This window comes from Gemmatimonadaceae bacterium (assembly GCA_036504815.1).
Lineage (GTDB): Bacteria > Gemmatimonadota > Gemmatimonadetes > Gemmatimonadales > Gemmatimonadaceae > PNKL01.
This window is the reverse complement of the sequence record DASXUN010000021.1, coordinates 398924-419979: the sequence shown is the minus strand read 5'-3', so window position 1 is coordinate 419979 and position 21056 is coordinate 398924. Positions and strand designations below refer to the sequence as shown.

The window sequence follows — 21056 nt, the reverse complement described above, 5'->3', positions numbered from 1 at the left end:
TCTACCGTCTACCGTCTATTTCGTGCGCACCTTGTCAGCCCCACCGACGACAGGGAGTGCCACGGAAGTCTTCGACAGGTCAATCGTCAACTCCGTCCCCGCCGCCGGCCACAACGTAAAGCTACGGTCCGAACTCATGATCAGCAGGCCGAGTTTCTTGCCGGGCGGGATCATCCGGTCGCCGGGCTGCAGGTCGAACGTCAGGTCGTAGAACTTGCCGGGTTGCAGCGGTTCGCCGGGGCGTTTGCTATTGTAGTTGCCGCCCTTGGTGAGCGACCGGTAGTTCTGCGGGTCGGCCCAGCCGCGCGATTGCACCCCCGCCAGGCCGTCGCTCCCGATCTTGGTGCTGTCGAACGGGAGCGTCACCAGCCACACGCTGAGGTTCACCGCTGGCTTGCTCGACGACAGGCGAATGGTCACGCGCGGCGTCCCGCTCCAGTGCAGCGTGTCGGTGAGCACCGGCGTGGCATACAGCAGCCGGTGCGGTGACGACTCGAGGCTCGACAACGCCGCGCCGCTGAACGACACGTCGTCGCTGAGCGTCTCGCGGAGCATCGCGTGGTTCGGCCGCAGCGAGAGCGCGCCCACGCCGTTGCCGCCGCTCACGGGGTAGAGCGTCACGCTCTTCGCGTCGGGATTCGGAAAATCGGCGTACGTGGTGGGCGTACCGCCGCGGATGGGCTGCCCTTCACGCACCACGTACAGGCGCGGATCCTTGTCGACGCCGTTGTCCACGCCGTACAGGTAGTGCGAGAACCACTTGTTGCGCAACTCGAGCGTGGGCGGGCCGCCGTGCCCGCCCTGATGCAAATACAGCGCGGCCGGCGTCCCCTGCCGGCGCAGCGCTTCGTAGATGCGCACCGAATGTTCGGGAACGACGTTCCAGTCGTTCTCGCCGTGCGCCAGCAAGGTGGCGGCCTTCACCCCCTTGATCTTGTTCAGCAAATCACGCTCGGCCCAAAAATCGTTGTAGTCGCCGTGCTGCCGGTCGCGTCCCTGCACGTAGAGCCCGTCGCGGATCTTCGCGTTGCAGACGTCGTGCAGTTCGGGGGCGCCGCTGAAGATGAAGTCGTAGAGGAAGTCGATGTCTTCGCCGAGCCAGTCGCCCGGATGGCGAACGAGGCCGTTGCTGCGGTAGTAGTGGTAGTAGCTGGTGTTGGGCGCGATGGGGATGATGGCCTCGAGCCCCTCGACGCCGGTGGTGGCCGCGGCGAGCGGGATGGTGCCGTTGTAGCTCGTCCCCGTCATGCCGACCTTGCCGGTGGCCCACGTGGCCTTCACTTCCTCGGTGCCGGTGGCGGTGGTGTAGCCCTTGGCGCGGCCGTTGAGCCAGTCGATCACCGCCTTGGGGGCGTATTCCTCGGGGTGCCCACCGACGGTGGGGCAGCCCTGCGAGAGGCCGGTGCCGGGCGCTTCGCTGTAGACGACGGCGAAGCCGCGCGGGAGCCAGGTGTTGACCTCGCCGGTGACGATCGGCTTGCGCTCCGCCTGGAACGGCGGTGGCGGCTGGTGCGTGCGCTCGGGCGGCGGCGCGCCGACTTCCTGCTTCACGTCCCACAGGTATTTGCGGGGACCCGACGTGCCGGCGAAGTACGGCGAGCTTTCGTAGACGACGGCGACCTTCAGTCCTTCGGTCTGCGTCTGCAGCGGGCGCGTGACATCCACGTGCACCCGGTCCTTCTTGCCGTCGCCGTCGCTGTCGAAGTCGGTTTCCACCCAGAGTCGCTCGTGTATCCACTTGGCCGGATCGGCAAAGCCCGGAACCACCTGTGCCTGGCCGTTGACGAAGAGCGGGACCGTTTTGGCGTCCTGCGCGCTCGCGGTGCCGGTGGCGAGGAGGAGGGCGAGTACGGGGGCGAAACGGCGTGGCATGCGATGGCTCCGTGCCAAGTGGTGCAGAATAGTACCTCGTCCAGTTACGCACGACAGGCGGATTTTGCTTTGGGGTGGCACTTCGGCTTTTTCACCACGGAGGCACGGAGGGGAAGCTGAGGGCCACGGAGGACTGCAACAACTGGGGTAACGACAGGGCGCCACGCCGAGCATGGCGTGGCGCACGCAGTTCCTCCAAGAAGTTGCCGTTCTCCGTGGCCCTCCGAGCTCCTCCGTGCCTCCGTGGTGAAAAAGCCCAGCTTCAACGCACCCTTTCTCGAATGCCGCACGAGTCTGCAGTATTGGATATGCGCTCATTTCTGATTCTCGCCTGCGCCGCGCTTCCGCTCGCGGCCCAGCAGCCGGCGCGACAGACAGATGCCGACGCCTACACGCGCTACGAACTCCTTGCCCCGGGGTCGGCGCAGTTCCGCATCATCTACGAGATCACGGCCACCACGCCCGGCGCGACGGCCTACTTCAACCCCATTCGCAAGGGGAGCGTGGCCAGCGACGAGTCGGTGCTGGACCGCGCCACGGGGAAGCCACTGGCGTTCCGCGAGGTGGGCGGGCTGGAGGCGCGCGCCGGCGGGGTGCGCGGCGCTGATTCCACCCAGCGGTACATCCGTGTCACGCTTTCGCGGCCGGTGCCGGCCAACGGCGGCGAACAGCGCATCCTGATCCTCAAGACCTACACCGACACGCTCTCGTACCTGATGCGCGGCGACACGCTGATCTTCACGCGCCCGCTCGGCATCAAGCGCAACACCGTCGTGCTCCCAGCCGGATGGGAACTCTTCTCATCGTCGTTCCCGGCGCAGGTGCTGCAGGAGAAGGACGGGCGCGTGGGGATCTCGTTCTGGAACAGCGCGCCGAGTGAAGCGGCGGTGACACTGAAGGCGTTGCGGCTCAAGGCGCCCTTCCCCGCCGCGCCAGCGCGCACGGGGGAGATGGCCAGCCGGCTGAGTGAGCGCACGCACCAGAACCGCGAGATCGTCTACTTCCTGCAGCCGCCCGAGACGCACGCCTTCGACCTCTACCACGACTACACGGAGTCGCGCCCTGGCGTCTCGACGTACGTGAATGTGGTGCGCGCGGGAAGCACGGTGAGCACGCCGAGCGCCATCAACCTCGACACCGGCGAGCCGGTGCCGTGGGAGGTTGTGAAGGGCGACGCCATCACGCGGGCCGGGCTCGACGTATCGAACGTGACGCCGACCACCGAGGCGGTGGTCTTCCGCTTTGCGCCGGTGCAGGCGGGGGCGTCCATCCGCCTGCGGATGTCGGAGACGTACACCGACTCGGTGCGCTATCGGCTGGTGGGGGACGAGTTGGTGTGGGATCGCGCCTTTGGGCGGCCGTCCAACATCGTGGTCCTCCCGGCAGGGTGGGCGCTGACCAACTCGTCTGTCCCCTGCACCGTGAGCACGCGCCCCGACGGGCGGGTGCAGTTGGACTTCATCAACGGCCGCAACGATGAAATTGCCGTGCTGATCACCGCTCGGCGGCGGTAGAATTGGCCTTTTTCAGAGGGAATTTTGGGGAATTCGGACAATTCGACGTCCAATTGGTTAGATTGAGGTACGCCCCCACCGCAAGGAAGATCATGATCAAGGGATTTGAATTCGCCGCTGACGGACGCACGTACGTCTGCTCCATCGAGGAGCGTCGAGGCACGAAGGGCGAGTTCTGGTGGTGGTTCTCAGTCTCCGGCGACCAGTCGAGCTACGCGCCGTTCCAGGCGGTGTCCAACGACACGCGCACCTCGGTGCAGGAGCGCGTGCTGGAGTTCTATCGCCATCGCTGCGCGCGCCGCGCCGAGCCCAATGTGCGCGGCGGGCAATGGGGCCGCCGTCCGCCGAACGTCGGCGCGCAGCAGGGGCCGTCCGAGGCGCCGAAGCCCGTTTCGTAAAGCCGGCCTTCGTGCAGCACCGCTGGGGTTTTTCACCACGGAGGCACGGAGGGAAGCTGAGGGCCACGGAGAACGACTACAACTGGGGTAACGACATCGCGCCACGCAGAGTTCTGTGTGGCGCGCGCTGTTATTCAAAGACGTTGTAGTTCCTCCGTGGCCCTCCGGCTGTTCTCCGTGCCTCCGTGGTGGAAGAGTCCAGCGTAGTGAAGAAGACCTGCGTGCCTCCAGAGCTTTCGCGACCGTGCATCGGCGGCGAAATTCTGGCCCATGATTCGCTTTGGCGTTGACCGCCTGATTGCTGACCCGCACCTGCTCGGCGGCGCCAAGCGGGTGGGACTCGTCACCAACAACGCCGCCCGTCTGGCGGGCGACACCGGCAAGCACTCGCGCGTCGCGCTCGTCGAGGCGGGCGTGCCGATCGTGCGCCTCTTCGGCCCCGAGCACGGGCTGGGCGGCACCGCTCCCGACGGGGCGCGGGTGATGGACGGCACCGATCCGCTCACCGGCGTGCCGGTGGTGTCGCTCTACGGCGAACGATTGTCTCCCGACCTGGCGATGCTGCGCGATCTCGACGTCGTGCTCTTCGACATCCCTGACGTGGGGGCGCGCTTCTACACGTACACCTGGACGCTCTACCACATGATGGCGGCGTGCACCGAGGCGCTGGTGCCGCTCATCGTCCTCGACCGGCCGAATCCGCTGGGTGGTGACCTGCATTGCGCCGAGGGGCCCGTGCTCGAGTCGGCCTGCCGGTCGTTCATCGGCGAGGATGCGATTCCAATCCGGCACCAGCTCACCAATGGCGAACTCGCCATGCTCTGGCAGCGCGAGCATTTTGCCGGCGTGCGGCTGGACGTCTTCACGTGCGAGGGGTGGCGCCGCGCCATGCGGTGGCCCGATCTCGGGCTGCCGTGGGTGCCGACGTCGCCGGCCATGCCGACCTTCGAGAGCGCTCAGGTCTACGCGGGCACGTGCCTGTTCGAGGCGACGAACCTCAGCGTCGCCCGCGGCACGGACGTGCCGTTCCAGCACGTGGGGGCGCCGTGGCTCAACGTGAACGCGGTGCTCGCCGAGCTCTCGCGCCGCATTCCCAAGGGGGCCGAGTTCCGCGAGGTGACGTTCGTCCCGGCCAGCGGACCGTACACCGGTGAGGAATGTCGCGGCGTGGGCATCACGGTGACGTCCCCCCTCGCGCTGCGCCCGGTGGCGTTGGGCTTCCTGCTGATGGCGGCCATCGTGACCACGCACCGGCTGCGTTTTCAGTGGGCGCGCTATCCCACCGCCGCCAACCCGAGCGGCGACCAGCATTTTGAACGGCTCGTCGGTCGCAAGGACATTCGTCGCCACTTCGATGCGGCGCCGCAGGACATCGACGCCGAGCTGGTGCGATCGTGGACCGACACCGGAGACTGGGCCGAGCGAGTGGTGCCCAAGCTGCTCTACAGCTGAACCGATTGTTCGCTATTTTCCCGAACCATGAACGTGCTGCAGATTCTCCTCACCGTCGCGTTCGTGCTTTCGGGGGCGGCGGGTCTCATCTACGAGTCCATCTGGAGTCGCTACCTGGGGCTCTTCGTCGGGCATAGCGCCTACGCCCAGACGATCGTCCTGGTGATCTTCCTCGGCGGCATGTCCGCCGGCGCCGCGTGGATCGCACGCCGGTCGCAGTCGATCACCTCGCCGTTGATGTGGTACGCGCGCGCCGAAGCCGCCTGCGGTGTCATTGGCTTCGGCTTTCACGCCGTCTTCGGCGCCGTCACCGCCTTCTGCTACGACACGCTCTTCCCCGCCCTGCCGGGCGGCGGCGCGCTGATCGTCGTCAAGTGGATCGTTGCGGCGGTGCTGATCCTCCCGCAATCGATGCTGCTGGGCACCACCTTCCCGCTGATGAGCGCCGGCTTCCTGCGCGCCTCGTCACCCGACGGCAAGACGGGAAGCGGCAAGGTGCTCGCCAACCTCTACTTCGCCAACTCCTTCGGCGCGGCCGCGGGCGTGCTGCTGGCCGGCTTCGCGCTGATCGCGGCGTTCGGGCTCCCCGGGACGCTGCGCACCGCCGCGATCCTCAACGTGATCGTGGCCGCGATGGTCATTGCGACGGTGCAGCTGCGGCAGCAAGAGACCGACGCGCCGGTGGACGCCGGGCCCGCGACGCCATCCGCGGCCGTGCCGGTCGCGCTGTGGCGCACGCTGATCTTCGTCGCCGCCGGCACGGCGGTTTCGTCGTTCATCTACGAGATCGCCTGGATTCGCATGCTCTCGCTGGTGCTGGGGAGCGCCACGCATTCGTTCGAGCTGATGCTCTCGGCGTTCATCCTCGGGCTTGCCCTCGGCGCGCTCTGGGTGCGCCGGCGCGCCGACTTCTTCCGCGATCCGATGCGCGCGCTGGCCGTGACGCAGTGGGTGATGGGCGCGCTCGCGGTGGCCACGCTGTCGGTCTACATGATGAGCTTCGACTGGATGGCCTCGCTCATTCAGGCGCTCGCCAAGACCGACGAAGGGTATCGCGCCTTCTCGCTGGTGCGGTATGCCTTCTGCCTCGCGGTGATGCTCCCGGCGACCTTCTGCGCGGGGATCACGCTCCCGTTGATCACGCGCATGCTGCTCACCGCGGGCGCCGGTGAACGCGCCATTGGCGCCGTGTACAGCATCAACACCCTTGGCAGCATCATTGGCGCCGCGCTCGCCGCCCTCGTGCTGATGCCGCTGATCGGGCTCAAGGCGCTGCTCGTGTCGGGCGCGGCCATTGACATGGTGCTCGGCGTCTGGCTGATGTGGCTCGCCGGCCGGACATCGCACGAGTCCCGCCGGTTCGCCTTCGCCCTGGCGGGCGCCACGGTTTTCGTGGTGCTTGGCTCCACCCTCAATGCCCCGTTCACGCGCGAAGTGCTTACCAGCGGCGTATACCGGTATGGCAAGGTGGATCACATCACCAAGCATGTCATCTTCTACAAGGATGGCCGCACCGCCACGGTGAGCGTGCGCAAGACACCGGGGAAGAACGAGTACGCCCTGGCCACGAACGGCAAGCCGGATGCGTCGGTCTCGGCGGTCTGGTTCGACTCCACGGCGCACCGCGTGCGCGCCATCGAAGGCGACGAGAGCACGCAGCTGTTGCTGCCGCTGATCGTGCTCGCGCATGTGCCGCGCGCCGCCGAGGGGGCGGTCATCGGGCAGGGGTCGGGGATGTCGTCGCACTTCCTGCTCGGCAGTCCGTACCTCAAGCGGCTGACGACCATCGACATTGAACCCGAGATGGTGCGCGGGTCGCGAATGTTCTACCCGGTGAACCGGCGCGTCTTCGACGACAAGCGTTCGCACTTCGTGTACGACGATGCCCGCTCGGTCTTCGCGTCGGCGCACCGCCAGTACGACTTCATCCTGTCGGAGCCGTCCAATCCGTGGGTCAGCGGTGTCAGCGGACTTTTCACGGATGAGTTCTATCACCGCGCCAGGCAGTACCTGGCGCCGCACGGCGTCTTTGGACAGTGGCTGCACCTGTATGAGATTGACGACGCGCTCGTGTTGAGCGTGGTGCGCGCCGTGCACCGCAATTTCGCGTCGTATCGCGTCTACCTGACGAACGACGTGGATATCCTGATCGTCGCGTCGCCTGACGCGGCGCTGCCCGCCCCGGACTGGTCGGTCTTTCAGTACCCGGACGTCGCCCACGACCTGACGCGTTTCTGGCCGATCACGCCCGAGGCGCTCGATGGCGCACTGGTGGCGACCGACGCGTCGCTGGCGCCCATCGTGCGGTCCGGGACGCTGATGAACTCCGATTTCCGCCCCGTGCTCGATCTCGGAGCGGAGCGGACGCGGTTCCGGAAGATCGCGGCCATGGGACTGATGGATGTGTCGGGTGATCGCTTCGATATCTTTGCCGCGCTCGAGGGGCGGCGCATCGGGTTTGGCACCGAGATTGACGCGGGACTCGCGCTGCCGCGGAGCACGATGCGCGCGTTGGGGACGCGGCTGCGCGCCGACGTTCCGCTCCCGGCCACGGACTCCACGGCCCGCGAGCGGGAGTACCGGCAGGCGCTGTCGCGCCGCGATATCCTGCGCGACGTGATGGCGGTGCCGCGCGCGCCGAAGGACTGGTTCACCTGGTTCCGGATGACGCTCGAGGTGGAGCGCGACCTCCACGGCGGGATGAGCGGCGTCATCGACTCCGCCTACTACGCCGACGTCGAACGGTACATGACGCGCTGGCAGGCGCCGGCGGCGGCGCACTCGGCCTGGCGCTTCATGCGCGCGGTCGGCACGTACGATTGGCCGACAGTGGTGACGGAGCTGACGCCACAACTCAAGTCGCGCGTGGCCGGGCACACGTGGATTCCGGTGGACATTCTTCGCCCCGCCGGAGTGGTGGCCCTGGTGCAGACCGGCGACCGCGTGACGGCGCGCAAGGTCTTCGATTCGCTCGACCCGTTCAGCGTGCTGGAGAAGGACGACCTCCGGGTGCAGGTGCTGCAGGCACTCGTCGCACGACGGCGAGCGGGTGGTTCGGTGAGCCATTAGGGTTTTTTCACCACGGAGGCACGGAGAACTGCTTGAGGGCCACGGAGGAACTGCAAACTCTGGGGGTAAAGGCAGCGCGCCACGCAGAACATTGCGTGGCGCGCTGTCTTTACCCCAGTTGTGCAGTCCTCCGTGGCCCTCAGCCTTTCCTCCGTGCCTCCGTGGTGAAAAAGCCAAGCCGCAAGCACACTAAGGCTTGACTGGCATCGGCTTGGGCGGCTTGCCCTTGAAGTCGCCGGCCTTGATGATCACGAACTTCGCCGGGTTCACGTATTTCTTGATGGTGGCGTTCACCTCGTCCACCGAGAGCTTGGCCACCTTGTCCTCGACGGTCTGGTCGAAGGCCATGGTGCGCTGCTGGAACGTCTGTTGCGACAGCCGATTCACCAGCTCGGCGTCGCGCGCCCGCGACTGCTGGCGTCCCTGCAGCCAGGCCTGCTTGGCCTTCTCGAGTTCGTCGGCCGTCACGCCGTCCTTCACCCAGCGACCGATCTCCTCGCCGAACGCGCTCTCGAGGCGGACCACGTTCTCCGGGTTGTAGATGGCGTACGTCTGCAGGATGGCGGCGCTGTCGAGCGCCTGCGCGCCGAACGCCGAGCCCACGCCGTAGCTGAGGCCGTCCTTCTGGCGGATGCGCACGGCAAGACGCGAGTTGAGGAAGCCGCCGCCGAGGATGTAGTCGCCAAGCACCAGGCTGGGGTACTCCGGCTGGTCGTCGCGTACGGCCAGGTTGAGGCCGCTCAGCCAGAGGGCGTTGGCCTTGTCGGGCGTCTCGATCTGCTCGGTCTTGGCCGGCACATCGAACGCCTTGCGCTTCATCCGCGCAAACGGCTTGGGATTCTTCCAGCCGCCGAAGAGATCCTTCATCACGGCGGTCACCGAGTCGCGGTCGAAGTCACCAGCCATGGCGAGGTCGCCGTACGAAGCACCCACCAACTCGGTGTAGACCTTCTTGACGTCCTCCAGCTTCAGCGCCTTCAGTTCGGCAATCTGTTCGTCCACCGTGCCGACGTAGAGCGGATGGTTCTTCGGCCACGGGTTGACAGCGCGCTGGAGGGCGACGGAGGCCAGGAACATGGGTTCCGACTTGTTCTGCTCGAGGCCCGCCAGGTTTTCCGTGCGCAGCAACTCAAATTCGTTGGCGTCGAACGCCGGCTCCTTGAGCACCTCGGCGACCAGCCGCAGCGTCGGAAGCAGGTTGGGGCGCGTGGTCTCGATCCGGACGGAGATGTTGTTCCCCGCGCTGCCGATGAGGACGCGCGCCTTCAGCTTGTCGAACTCGTCCTTGATCTGCTGGCGCGACTTGCTCTTCGTCCCCTTGTCGAGCATCGAGCCCATCAGTTGCGACGCGGTGGTTCGCCCGGCGAGCGACTTCTCGTCGCCGAAGCGCAGGTTGAGCTGGGCATTCACGGTGTTGCCGCGCGTCTGCTTGGGAAGCAGCGCGAGCTTGAAGCCGTTCGGCAGGGCAGCGCGCGTCGTGCGCTTCTCGATGTTGGTCGTGGACGGATCGAAGACCTCGCCCTCGGCGAGCGCGACATTCCCCTTGTAGTCCTTGGTTGCGGCGACAATCTCGTCGGTCGTCACCCAATGGATGTCGGCACGATCGGGCTTGGGCGTCGGGATAAAGCGACCGACGGTGCGATTGTCGGGCTTGAAGTACGACCTGGCCACGCGCTGCACGTCTTCCGGCGTGACCGCCTTCAAACGGTCGCGGTGCACGAACTGCATGCGCCAGTCACCCATCGAGGCCCATTCGGAAAGGCCGAGGCCCACCCGTTCGGAATTGTTGAGCGTCAGATCAATCTGCTTCAGCAGGGCGGTCTTGGCGCGCTCGACCTCTTCCTTGGTGGGCGGCGTGGACGTCACGCCGTCGAGCGTCGCGAGCAGCGCGTTGCTTGCACTGTCGAGCGACTGCGCCTGCCGGACGTTGGCATACGCGAGGAAGATGCCGGGCTCCTTGAACTGGAAGCTCATCGAGCCGACGTCGGCGGCGAGTTTCTTCTCCACGAGCGCCTTGTACAGACGGCCGGAGGGCTGGTCGCCGAGGATCTGGGTGAGGACGTCGACCGCGGGATAGTCCTTGTCGGTGCCGCCCGGAATGTGATAGAGCGCCATCGTGGCCTGCACGTCGCCGACGCGACGCAGGGTGACCGAGCGCTCACCGTCCTGCGTCGGCTCCGCCGTGTACGTCGGGAAGATCATGTTGCCGCGGTCGAGCGACCGGAGCGGCCGGGGAATGGCGCCGAACTTCTCGGCGATGAGCCCCAGCGTGCGGTTAACGTCGAACTTCCCCGCCACGATCAGCACGGCGTTGTCGGGCTGGTAATACTTCTGGTAGAAGGCCTTGAGCCGCTCGATGGGGACATTCTCGATGTCGGCCCGCGCGCCGATGGTGCTCTTCCCGTAGTTGTGCCACAGGTAGGCCGTCGACATTGCGCGTTCCATCAGGATGCTGAGCGGGTCGTTCTCGCCCATCTCGAACTCGTTGCGCACGACCGTGAACTCGCTCTCCAGGTCCTTCCTGGCGATGTACGAGTTGACCATGCGGTCGGCTTCGAGGTCGAGCGCCCAGACGAGGTTGCTGTCGGTGGCCGGGACCGTCTCGAAGTAGTTCGTGCGGTCGTACCAGGTGGTGCCGTTCGGGCGCGCGCCGTGCTCGGTCAGTTCCTGGGGGATGTTCGAGTGCCTGGGTGTCCCCTTGAAGGCGAGGTGCTCGAGCAGGTGCGCCATCCCCGTTTCGCCGTACCCTTCGTGCCGCGACCCGACGAGGTAGGTGATGTTCACCGTCGTCGTGGGCTTGGAGGCATCGGGAAAGAGCAGGACCTTGAGGCCGTTGGCGAGGTTGTATTCGGTGATCCCCTCGACGGTCGCGCCTTTCGTGATGCCGGCCGGCAGCTGGGCCACGGCCAGGACCGGAAGCGCGAGGAGCAGGGCGAGGGCGGTCACCGACCGCGCGGCGCGGCGGGCGAGAGTGCGGGTCATGCGTACCTCTGGGAGATGATAGGAACGGCGCGCGCGCGGCGGACCGCTGGGGGCGTGCACGGATGCTGAAATTGTGGCAGGCGCGGATCCTCTACGGAAGCGGGTGGGGTGCGGTTCCATGGCTGGCATTGGGTGCTTTCGGAGGGTTTCTTCACCACGGAGGCACGGAGGAGAAGCGAGGGCCACGGAGAACTGCCACAACTGGAGGTAAAGACAGCGCGCCACGCAAGACTCTGCGTGGCACGCGTTGTTGCCCAAGAAGTTGTAGTTCCTCCGTGGCCCTCAGGTCGTTCTCCGTGCCTCCGTGGTGAAAAAGCCCAGCGTCTCCGGAAGAAGTTTAGCGTCGGCTACGGCTGTGTTGCCGGCGCGGCGGGCTTCTTCCTGGCGAGCGACATGCCGTCGTTCTTCACGTAGAGATCGAGCCAGTTGGTCCAGCGCGCCCACTGGTCGAGGAGCGTCTCCCTGGTCACCGGGCCGTGGTCCTCGTACGGATACATGAACAGCGACGCCACCTTGCCGTTGGCGCGCAGCGCCTGCATCAGGCGGATGGAGCTGATGGGATCGGTGCCGACGTTCTGGTCTTCGATGGAGTGATACATCAGCAGGGCGCCCTGGAGCTTGTCGACATTCAGCATCGGCGACATCTCGAGATACGTGCGCTGGCCGTTCCACAGGTCGCGCCGTTCGCTCTGGAAGCCGTTCGGCGTCAGCGTGCGGTTGTACATGCCGTCGCCGGCAATGCCGGCCTTGAAGAACGGCGTCTGCACCATCGCGTTCACCGTGCTGAACGCGCCGTAGCTGTGCCCGCCAAGTCCGAGCCGAGTGCGGTCGATGATCGCCTGCCGGTCGAGTTCGTCGATGACGGCGTACAGGTTCATGCGCAGGTCCGACACGTAGTTGTCATTCATGCGCCCCGCCTCACCAATGATGGGCGGGTTGAAGTTCGCCACCGCGTAACCCTGCGCCGCGAGGAACTCGATCGTGCGCGGCCCCGACGTGGGGAAGCGGCTCGCATTCTCCGTGCGGATCGAACGGTCGTAGCCGCCCTGATCGGTGTACTCGTATGGATAGAACCAGAACATCCCGGGGAGGCGCGTGCCGGCCGTGTAGTTGGCCGGCAGCGTGACGTTCACCACGAACTTGATGCCGTCGGCGCGGGTGACCACGATCCGCTTGCGCTGGAAGGCGGTGAACTCGGGGGCCGGATCCACGTTCTTGGTCAACTGGGTGACCGTGCCACCCTTGAGATCCTTGAGGAAACTGTTCGGCACCTGCGTCGGCGACTCGCGCGTCACGATGGCAAAGGCGCCGTCGTCATCGAGCAGCGAGCCCAGCGACTCGACAACATCCTTGGCCGCCCCCTCGAAAACGCGCGTCTTCTTTCCGGTTGCCATCTCGACCTTGTCGAGGAAGTCCCTGGGCGGGTTGGCCAGAAAGTCGCGCGAGTACTGCGTTCCCTTCAGGAAGACCTCGCCGGCGGCGCTCACCACGGCGACTTCCCCGCCGTTGGTGCCGCGCTTGGTGAGCATCGACCCAGGATTGGTGTAGAACGACAGCGTGTCGGCCCCGCCGCGTCCGCCACCGCCTGCAAAGCCCGCCGCGCGCGCGCCGCCGGCGAAGGCGGGCGTCCAGCCGCGCTGGCGCACGATGCTCATGCGCTTGGTCGGATCGCTCAACTTGACCGCAAAGATCTCACCCGTGCCATTGTTGTTGGTCGCGACGAAGAGCGTCTGCGCATCGTCCGAGAAGACAGCGGTCGCAATCGCCGCCGTGTACTGGTAGATGACCTTGATGTCCTTGTCGCCGAACGGTGGCAGCCACTGCACCACCTTTTCCGGACGTGCGGCGGGCGCGCCGCCGCGGGCACCGGCGGCACCCGCGCCAGCGGCCGGCGGACCATCCGCGGGACGCGTGCTGTCGCTGCGCGCCGCCGAGTCCTGTGCGATGTAGTAGAACCCATCGCCCTGCGGCATCCAGGCGAGTCCCTTCTTGCTCCCCGCCGCGCCGCGACCGCCAAAGCCACCCGGGCCACCGGTGGTGTCGTTCGCCAGGCGGACATCACGCTTGGAGATCTGCGCGATCTGCTTCCCCTCGGCATCCCACACCACATCGGCGCTGCCGAACGACGAATACTGCGTCACGTACGAGAACGGCTTCTGCGTGATCGAGAGGCGGAAGTACTTTCCGTCGGGCGAAGCGTCCACCGACGAAATCATCGTCGGCGTGCCGACCTTCTTCACCGTCTTCTTCGCCAGGTCGATCACCGCGAGCTGGCCGGTGACAAAGTATTCGAACTGGTCGAACTCCCACGGCTCCTCCATCAGCGACGCATAGTTGCGCTCAGCGGCCTTGGTGCCGTCGGTCCAGAGGCGCACCTGCGGGCCGGTGGCGATGTCTGGCTTCTTCGGCATCTCCTTGCGCGGCTCGGGGATGAGCACGGCAACCAAGCTCTTGCCGTCGGCCGTCCAGTCCACCGAGGTCACGAGTGTGGCGAGGAGCGGCGTCTTGGTGACCTGCACCGACTTGCCGGTCGCGATGTCGGCGACGAAGACGTGTGACGCGGCATCGAAGTTGGCGATGTACGCGACCTTCCTGCTGTCGGGCGACCAGGCGGGAGCAGTGATGGTCGCTCCCTTTGGCGCCTCGAAGTTGATCGTGCTTCCGGTGCGCGCGTCGATGAGTTGAAGCGCGATGGCGCCGCGGGCGGTCAGCGCGCGGGCGCGGTTCGCCTTGGTGTCCACCTGCAGGCCGGCGTAATAGACGTGCGGCTTGCCGTACGCCTGCACGCTCGGCAGGCCGTCGGTCTGTTCGCGCAGGAAGTACTTCCGGTCGGGGCTCAGGTTCGAGAGCGACACGACCTGATGCCGCGGCGCGGTGATGAGCTTGGCGATCTCCGTCGCGGGCTCGATGTACCCTTCCTTGGCGAGCGTCTCGCGAATGGCCGTGAGCCTGGCATTCGCGTTGCCGTCGGCGGCCTGCTGCGCGAACGCCGGCGAGACGAGGAGGAGAACGAGCGCCGCCAGGCGGCCGACGCGGACGAGAAGAGAGCGAGTGGGCACGGGGTTCTGGTGTTGAGGTCCCGATTGGCCCGGCGGCGCGAGGATCGCACCCCGGGGCGTTGCCATCCAATTGATACGCGTTCGGTGAGGGGTTCGCTGGGCATCAACCAACAGTCCCCTTGCGGCGTCCACGAGAGTGGCGTCGATTGGCTGCCATGAGACAGCCCGCCTTGCGCACCGCGAGCCTCTGTGCCGCCGTGCTCGCTGCTCCACTTGCCGCACAGAGTCCGGCATCGGAGCCGGATACCGTCCTCACTCGGCGCATCCTCGCGGCCGAGGACCGGCGCGACTCCACGGATCGCGCACTCGCGATGGGAGCCAGGAGCGCGGATGCGCGCGTCTCGCTGATTGCCCGGCGCGCGCTTGCTCGCATGCGTGAGCCACGGTTTGCGGCGCGTGATTCGCTGGGGCCGGCGCTCCCGGCCCCGCCCAAGTACGCGGAACCCGCCTGGCGCCTGCGGTATCGGGCGCTGGATCCCAAGAAAGTGGACTGTGCCGCCGTGCGCACGGCGCTGGCGGATGAATTGTGGCACGTGCGGCTGCGGGCGGCTGACCTCGCCGCCCCGGCCTGTCGGGGTGATTCGGCAGTGATCGCGACGCTGCGCCAATGGATGGCCACCTCCAACACATCGTCTCGCACGCGCGATGGCGCGGCGTGGCAACCGGCGGCGCATGGCATCGTCGCACTCGCAAAGCTGTCACCCGATGCGATACAGCTGGCGCTCCCGGGTTTGATCCAGCATACCGCGCTGCCCTGGGTGCGCGTGTATGTCGCCCGGGCCGCGTCGGTACTGGCCGATACGCAGTCGTTGCGGACCCTTGCCCGCGACGACAACGACAACGTCAAGGAAGCGGCGATGGCCGGGCTGTCACGGCTCACCGCACACGTCGACGATTCGCTCTTTATAGCGGCACTGGACGCCAAGGGATACCAGGCGGTGCGCGCGGCGGCGATGGCCCTGAAGGGCGCACCGGCCACGCCCGCCCTGCGACGCGCGCTCGTGCAGGCGTCATACCAGTTGCGCGCCGACTACAGTGAGACCTCCCGCGACGCTCGCCTTGAAGTGCTGGCCCGCCTCGCCGAGGTGGCGGATGCATCCGTGCTGCCGGCCGTGCGTGAGCTCTCCACCGACTTCGACTGCGAGGTAGCCAACGCCGCCTCGGCCATCGCCACGAAGCTCGGCACCCCCGGGAAGGCCAAGTGCACGCCGTTCCTGGGCACCGTGCCCGATCACGCCGTGCGCCTTGCCCTTGGCGCCGACGTCCGCCTGCGCGTGGTGATGGCCGAGCAGGGCGGCGGCGGCGCGTTCGTGGTGCGGCTGCGCGGCGACGTGGCGCCCATCATGGCCGCGTGCGTGCTGCAACTCGCGCAGACGGGCTACTACAACGGCCGCGCCTGGCACCGCGTGGAACCGGACTTCGTCATTCAGGGACCGAGCGCCGGTGACAACGAATACGTGGGCCATCCGCTGTTCATTCGCGACGAGCTGGGCACGGTGCCTCATGTGCGCGGCACGGTCGGAATGAGCACGCGCGGCCACGACACCGGTGATTCGCAGTGGTTCGTGAACCTCAAGGACAACCTGCGGCTCGGCAGAGATTACACCATCTTCGGCGAGATCGTCGAGGGAATCGAGGTCGCGGACAACGTGCTCGAGGGAGACAAGATCGAGCGGATTGAAGTCGTGAAGAGTCCGTAGGGATCACCCGGACTCCAGCGCTCTACTGCCGACCGACCGGCCGCCGGATGACGCGCCCTGGGCGCGCTGAGGTGAAGACGTTGTTCGCAATCACGGGTTCACCATTCACGAGCACCCAGGGAATCCCCACGGGGTAGTGGTGCGGATCGGTGAACGTCCCCATGTCGCGCACGGTGGACGCGTCGAAGATTGTCACATCGGCCACGCATCCGGCGCGCAGGCACCCGCGGTCGCGCAGGTTGAGCCGCGCCGCCGGCATCGCGGTCATCTTGTTGATGGCCTGCTCGAGCGTGAGCACGTGGTCCTCGCGCACGTACTTGCCCAGCACGCGCGGGAAGGTGCCGTAATTGCGCGGGTGCGGCACCCCTTCGCCGAGCTTGGTCAGGCGTCCGTCGCTGGCAATCATCGTCATCGGGTGCGCCATGATGCGCTTCACGTCCGCTTCCTCGATGACGTGATACACCATTCCCGCCCCGCCCTTCAGCACGCCTTCCAGGATGAGCGGCACCGCATTCTCCGGCGTCGGCTTGAGACCGCGCTGGATGGCCCAGTCGGAGAGCGTCTTCCCCTGCAGCGACTTGTCCCACGCGACGATCGCGAACTGCACCCGGCTGATGTCGCCGCCGCCGCGATCGTTGAGCAGCAGGTCGATCATTCCCTTGGTGATGCTGTCCCTCAGCACGGGATTGTCGAGCCGCTTGCGCAGTTCGACGTTGCCGCCGGCCAGCGCCCAGGGTGGGATCAGCACGCTGAGTGACGTGAACGACGCGGTGAACGGGTACTGGTCAATCATCACGTCGGTGCCGGCCTTTCGCGCTGAATCCACCATCGCGAGCGTGATGACGCTCTTCCCCCATGCCTGGCGGCCGATGGCCTTGTGGTGCGTGAGCATCACCGGGATCTTCGCGCGCCGTCCGATCTCAAGTGCCTCGGCGACACCGTCGAGCAGACCCACCCCTTCCTCGCGCAAGTGCGACGTGTAAATGCCGCCGCGTTTCGCCGCCTCCTCGGAGAGGGCAATCACCTCATCCACGTTCGAGTAGTAGCCGGGGATGTAGCGCAGGCCGGTGCTGATGCCGAAGGCGCCTTCGTTCATCGCCTGCGCCACCATGCTCTTCATCCGCGCGAGTTCGGCGGGCGTGGGGGCGCGGTTCTCCGTCCCCATCACCGTTTCGCGGATGATGTTATGTCCGGTCAGGTACGCGACGTTGATGCCGAGCCCGGCGCGGTCGGCCGAGTCCATGTAGGTGCCAAGCGGCCACGGGCCGCCGCCGTCGGGGCCGCCGAGGGCGAGCGTGACGCCCTGGCGCACATGGCTCTCGGCGCCCGGCAGCTGCATCAGCGGTTCGAGATGCACGTGCATGTCGATGAACCCGGGCGCGACAATCAGTCCCGTGGCGTCAATCACACGCTCGGCGTCAGTCGGGTTGAGGTTCGGTGCAACGCGCATGATATGCCGCCCGAGAATGGCGACGTCGGCCTTCACGCCGGGCGCACCCGTGCCGTCAATCACCGTGCCATTCGTCACGATCACATCGTACGGCGGAATGGTCGACTTCTTCGGCTGTGGAAGCGCGCCGGTGCGCGCGGCAACGACCTGGTCCACCAGCGCCCAGAATTGCGGATGCTGCACCCCGGGGCTCCCGGCGCGCGGTTCCGTCTTGTGCGCGATGACGATGTCGAGTTTCGGAATGACCGTGATGTACTGTCCCACGGCGCCGATCCCCGAGTAGGCGCCTTCATACGGCCCCGTGTTCCAGTCGCCGTCGAACGGCCACCACAAATAACCGTAGCCGAAACGGCCGCGGCGCGTGGCCGACGGGTGCATCTGGTTCACGGGCGTGATGGCGCTCGTGCTCTTCTGCACCCAGTCGGCGGGGACGATCTGCTTTCCGTTCCACGCGCCGTTGCGGAGCATCAGGTAGCCGATGCGCGCCATGTCGCGCGTGGAGAAATACATGTGATACGCTTGATACTTGGAGGCCGTCGTGTCGCCCGACTTCTGCTGCAGGTCACGGCGCCAGTCCTGCATGCCGATGGGACGCGCGATCTCCGCTTCGACGGCGTCGTAGATGTTGCGGCCCGTCTGCTGCTCGAAGATGGCGCCGACCGCGTTGAAGTCCCAGTTGCTGTACAGCTGGTACGTGCCGTGCTTCTGCGACCCGCGCGGCGGCGCGTCGGCCAGGTTGTCCCCGGCGTTCGACGCGGGGTGGTAAACCCCCGAGCGCGCGCTCAGCAGGTCCTGTACCGTCGCTTCCTTCTCGCTCGGCAACAGCCCGCCGAGGTCGTCAATGCCGAGCTGCGCAAGCGTCTTGGACGTGTCTACCTTGCCGCGCGCGATCTCGATGCCGTAGAGCATCGAGAGCACGCTCTTCCGCACCGAGGCCAGGTAGCTCTGCCTGGTGAGGTCGCCGTACTCGAAGACGACGCGGCCGTGTTCGGTGACGATCATCGCCGTCGTCGCCATGTGGCTCAGCGTGGCACGCACGCTGTCGAGGCGCTCGCGTGACCAGCCGACGGCGCTAGGATCGCTGACGCGCTCCCAGTCGGCGCCGGGGTAGATGACCGCGGCCGCAACCGGCGTGGCGCGCGAGGACGGAGCGGAAGGCGAGCAGGCCGCGGTGGCGGCGAGGAGCGCAAGCAGGGCGATACGGCGCATCGGAGACCCGGGAAAAAGGCTGCTCCAACTTACGCGTGTCCGGTTGGTGCTGACTAGAAGCAACCGGCGTGTGGCGTCGGCTACGAGACGAAGAACTTCCGCACCTCGTGCGCGCCGCAGGGCGCATCCGCCGCCTGCAGTCCCGCGAGTTGCGCCGCGCGTCCAATCACCTCGGTCGCCTGCGCCCCCGCCGCGCGCAGTTCGCGCACGCCCGTGTCGCCGGCCGACTTGCTCAGCTTGGCGCCGTCTGGATGCCGCACCAGCGAATGGTGCATGAAATGCAGCGGACGCCGCCGCCCGAGCAGTCGCGCCAAGCTACGCTGACGTCCGGTGGAGTCAAGCAGGTCTTCGCCGCGGATCACCAGGTCGATGTGTTGATCGAGATCGTCCACCGTGACCGCGAACTGGTAGGTCCATTGGCCCAGTCGGTCGCGCACGAGGACGTCGCCGCACTGTTCCGCCGGCACCTGCTCCTGCGGGCCGCGCAACAGGTCGAAGAACCGCTCGCGCTCGGGGCCCAGTCTCACGCGTCGCTGCGGAAACTGCGCGGGTGACAGCCCCGCATCGCGGCAGGTGCCGGGATACCGCATCTCCTCGTTGGGTCGGTCTTCCACGAGCCGCGCAATGTCGCCGCGTGAGCAGCGGCACGGATACACGAGGTCGCGAAGTTCGAGCGCGGTGATGGCTGCCGCGTATCGCCACGCGCTGTCGCTCTGGCGCAGCGGGTTCGCCCCCGCGCGAAAGTCCGCGATGGCGCCCTCATCCGGCACGAAGCCCAGCCACTCGAGATCGTCGAGCAACGCCTGCTCGTACTCCGCGCGGCAGCGTGAGCGGTCGTGATCCTCGATGCGCAGGACGACGCGTCCATCGTGCGCGCGCGCCATCCCCCACACATAGATGGCGTTGACCACATGGCCGAGGTGCAGGTAGCCCGTCGGAGCGGGCGCGAAACGCGTCCGCCACCCCGGGGCCAGGTTCAACGCATCAAGAATGCGACCCACGCGACGGCCCGCTGCGTCCACGTCCGCCGCGGAACGGCTTCCGTCCCCGCCCGCCGCCCGACTCCGCGCGCGAGTCGCTTCGCGCCGCCGGGTTCACCGGTCCGCCCTGTTGCCGAGCCAGCTTGGCCGCCGCACGCGCGCGGTCCTCCGACTTCTTCGCGCGAATCGCCGCAATGCGTTCGGCCAGCGGAATCTCGAGCTTGGCCGCCGGCCTCGCCTTGTAGTCGAAGTCCGGCACCGTCACGCGCGGCAGGCGGCGGCTGATCGCCTTCTCGATGGCGCGCAGTTCCTCTTCCTCGTCCGGCGCCACGAAGGTGTACGCCTCGCCGGTGAGTTCAGCCCGCGCCGTGCGTCCCACGCGATGGATGTAATCCTCGGGGACGTTGGGGACATCGAAGTTCACCACGTGCCCCAGCGCTTCCACGTCGATACCGCGCGCCGCGATGTCGGTGGCCACCAGCACGCGGTACGTCCCGTCCTTGAACCCATCGAGCGCCTTGGTGCGCTGCGCCTGCGACCGGTTGCCGTGAATGCGTTCGGTGTTGATGCCGCGCTTCGACAGGAACTCGGCCAGGCGGTTCGCCCGGTGCTTGGTGCGCGTGAAGACCAGCGCTTCCTTCATGGCGCCGCCCGCGAGGAGCTTCACCAGCAGTTCGCCCTTCAGCTCCTGCGCCACCGGATACACCGCCTGCGTGATTCCCGTGGCCGGCGCCGACTTGCGCTCGAGATTGATGGTCGCGGGGTTCCTGAGCAGTTCGTGCGCCAGGGCCGCGATGGGACCCGGCATGGTGGCGCTGAAGAAGAGCGTCTGCTTGCGCGGCGGCAGGTGCTTGAGCACGCGCTTGATGTCGGGCAGGAAGCCCATGTCGAGCATCCGGTCCGCTTCATCGAGGATCAGGTATTCGAGATGCTCGAGCTTCGCGTACGGCTGGCGGAAGTGGTCGAGCAGGCGTCCCGGGCAGGCGACCAGCACGTCCACGCCGATGCGGAAGGCATGTTCCTGCGGCCCCATTCCCACGCCGCCGTATACGGCGGCCGACGTGAGCGGCGTGTGCACCGCCACCTCGTTCATGTCCTCGACGATCTGCGCCGCGAGTTCGCGTGTCGGCGTGATCACCAGCGCCCGCGTGACGCCGCGCTTCTTGTCCATCAGGTGGTTCAGGATGGGCAACAGGAAAGCCAGCGTCTTGCCGCTCCCCGTCTGCGCGCAGGCGAGCAGGTCGCGCCCCTCGAGCGCGGGCGGGATGGCATCCACCTGGATGGGCGTCGGGCGGGTGAAGCCCAGTTCCTTGAGCCCCCGCTGGAGGGAGGCATGCAACTTCAGTGAGGCAAAGGCCACGAGCAGTCGGG

General features: G+C 66.9%; 11 protein-coding genes. 5 read left to right on the top strand and 6 right to left on the bottom strand.

Translation table 11 applies throughout. The features are described 5' to 3' along the window. Positions 1 to 15: 15 nt before the first annotated feature. Positions 16 to 1872, bottom strand: a complete 1857-nt coding sequence (locus VGJ96_11450; GenBank protein HEY3287720.1) for a Xaa-Pro dipeptidyl-peptidase — start codon at positions 1870 to 1872, stop codon at positions 16 to 18. Between the two features lie 308 nt (positions 1873 to 2180). On the opposite strand from VGJ96_11450, the gene VGJ96_11445 reads away from it, so the two are divergent. From VGJ96_11445 to VGJ96_11430, 4 genes are all read left to right on the top strand, one after another. Continuing rightward, positions 2181 to 3386, top strand: a complete 1206-nt coding sequence (locus VGJ96_11445; GenBank protein HEY3287719.1) for a hypothetical protein — start codon at positions 2181 to 2183, stop codon at positions 3384 to 3386. Between the two features lie 92 nt (positions 3387 to 3478). After that, complete coding sequence (locus tag VGJ96_11440; protein ID HEY3287718.1) at positions 3479 to 3784, top strand: hypothetical protein; 306 nt, start codon at positions 3479 to 3481, stop codon at positions 3782 to 3784. Between the two features lie 270 nt (positions 3785 to 4054). Next, positions 4055 to 5236 carry a DUF1343 domain-containing protein gene (locus VGJ96_11435; protein HEY3287717.1) on the top strand — a complete coding sequence of 394 codons (1182 nt, stop codon included), beginning with the start codon at positions 4055 to 4057 and terminating at the stop codon, positions 5234 to 5236. 27 nt (positions 5237 to 5263) lie between these two features. Beyond that, positions 5264 to 8305 carry a fused MFS/spermidine synthase gene (locus VGJ96_11430; protein HEY3287716.1) on the top strand — a complete coding sequence of 1014 codons (3042 nt, stop codon included), beginning with the start codon at positions 5264 to 5266 and terminating at the stop codon, positions 8303 to 8305. Positions 8306 to 8494: 189 nt separating this feature from the next. Here the strand turns inward: VGJ96_11430 and VGJ96_11425 are convergent, their stop codons facing one another. Next, positions 8495 to 11287 (bottom strand): pitrilysin family protein, encoded by a 2793-nt coding sequence (locus VGJ96_11425; protein HEY3287715.1) that lies wholly within the window; start codon positions 11285 to 11287, stop codon positions 8495 to 8497. Positions 11288 to 11634: 347 nt separating this feature from the next. Beyond that, positions 11635 to 14346 carry a prolyl oligopeptidase family serine peptidase gene (locus VGJ96_11420; protein HEY3287714.1) on the bottom strand — a complete coding sequence of 904 codons (2712 nt, stop codon included), beginning with the start codon at positions 14344 to 14346 and terminating at the stop codon, positions 11635 to 11637. Between the two features lie 155 nt (positions 14347 to 14501). On the opposite strand from VGJ96_11420, the gene VGJ96_11415 reads away from it, so the two are divergent. Continuing rightward, positions 14502 to 16046 (top strand): peptidylprolyl isomerase, encoded by a 1545-nt coding sequence (locus VGJ96_11415; protein HEY3287713.1) that lies wholly within the window; start codon positions 14502 to 14504, stop codon positions 16044 to 16046. A 22-nt stretch (positions 16047 to 16068) separates the two neighbouring features. On the opposite strand, the gene VGJ96_11410 is transcribed toward VGJ96_11415, so the two are convergent. The 3 genes from VGJ96_11410 to VGJ96_11400 all read right to left on the bottom strand — a co-directional run bounded on the left by VGJ96_11410 (position 16069) and on the right by VGJ96_11400 (position 21045). Further along, positions 16069 to 18705: an amidohydrolase family protein gene (locus VGJ96_11410; GenBank protein HEY3287712.1), complete on the bottom strand. Its 2637-nt coding sequence runs from the start codon at positions 18703 to 18705 to the stop codon at positions 16069 to 16071. Positions 18706 to 18785: 80 nt separating this feature from the next. Further along, positions 18786 to 19706, bottom strand: a complete 921-nt coding sequence (locus VGJ96_11405) for a glutamate--tRNA ligase family protein (GenBank protein ID HEY3287711.1) — start codon at positions 19704 to 19706, stop codon at positions 18786 to 18788. Continuing rightward, a complete protein-coding gene (locus VGJ96_11400) occupies positions 19690 to 21045 on the bottom strand; it encodes a DEAD/DEAH box helicase (GenBank protein HEY3287710.1) in 1356 nt (451 codons plus the stop codon). Before VGJ96_11400 ends, VGJ96_11405 begins: the two co-directional genes overlap by 17 nt. Positions 21046 to 21056: the final 11 nt, after the last annotated feature.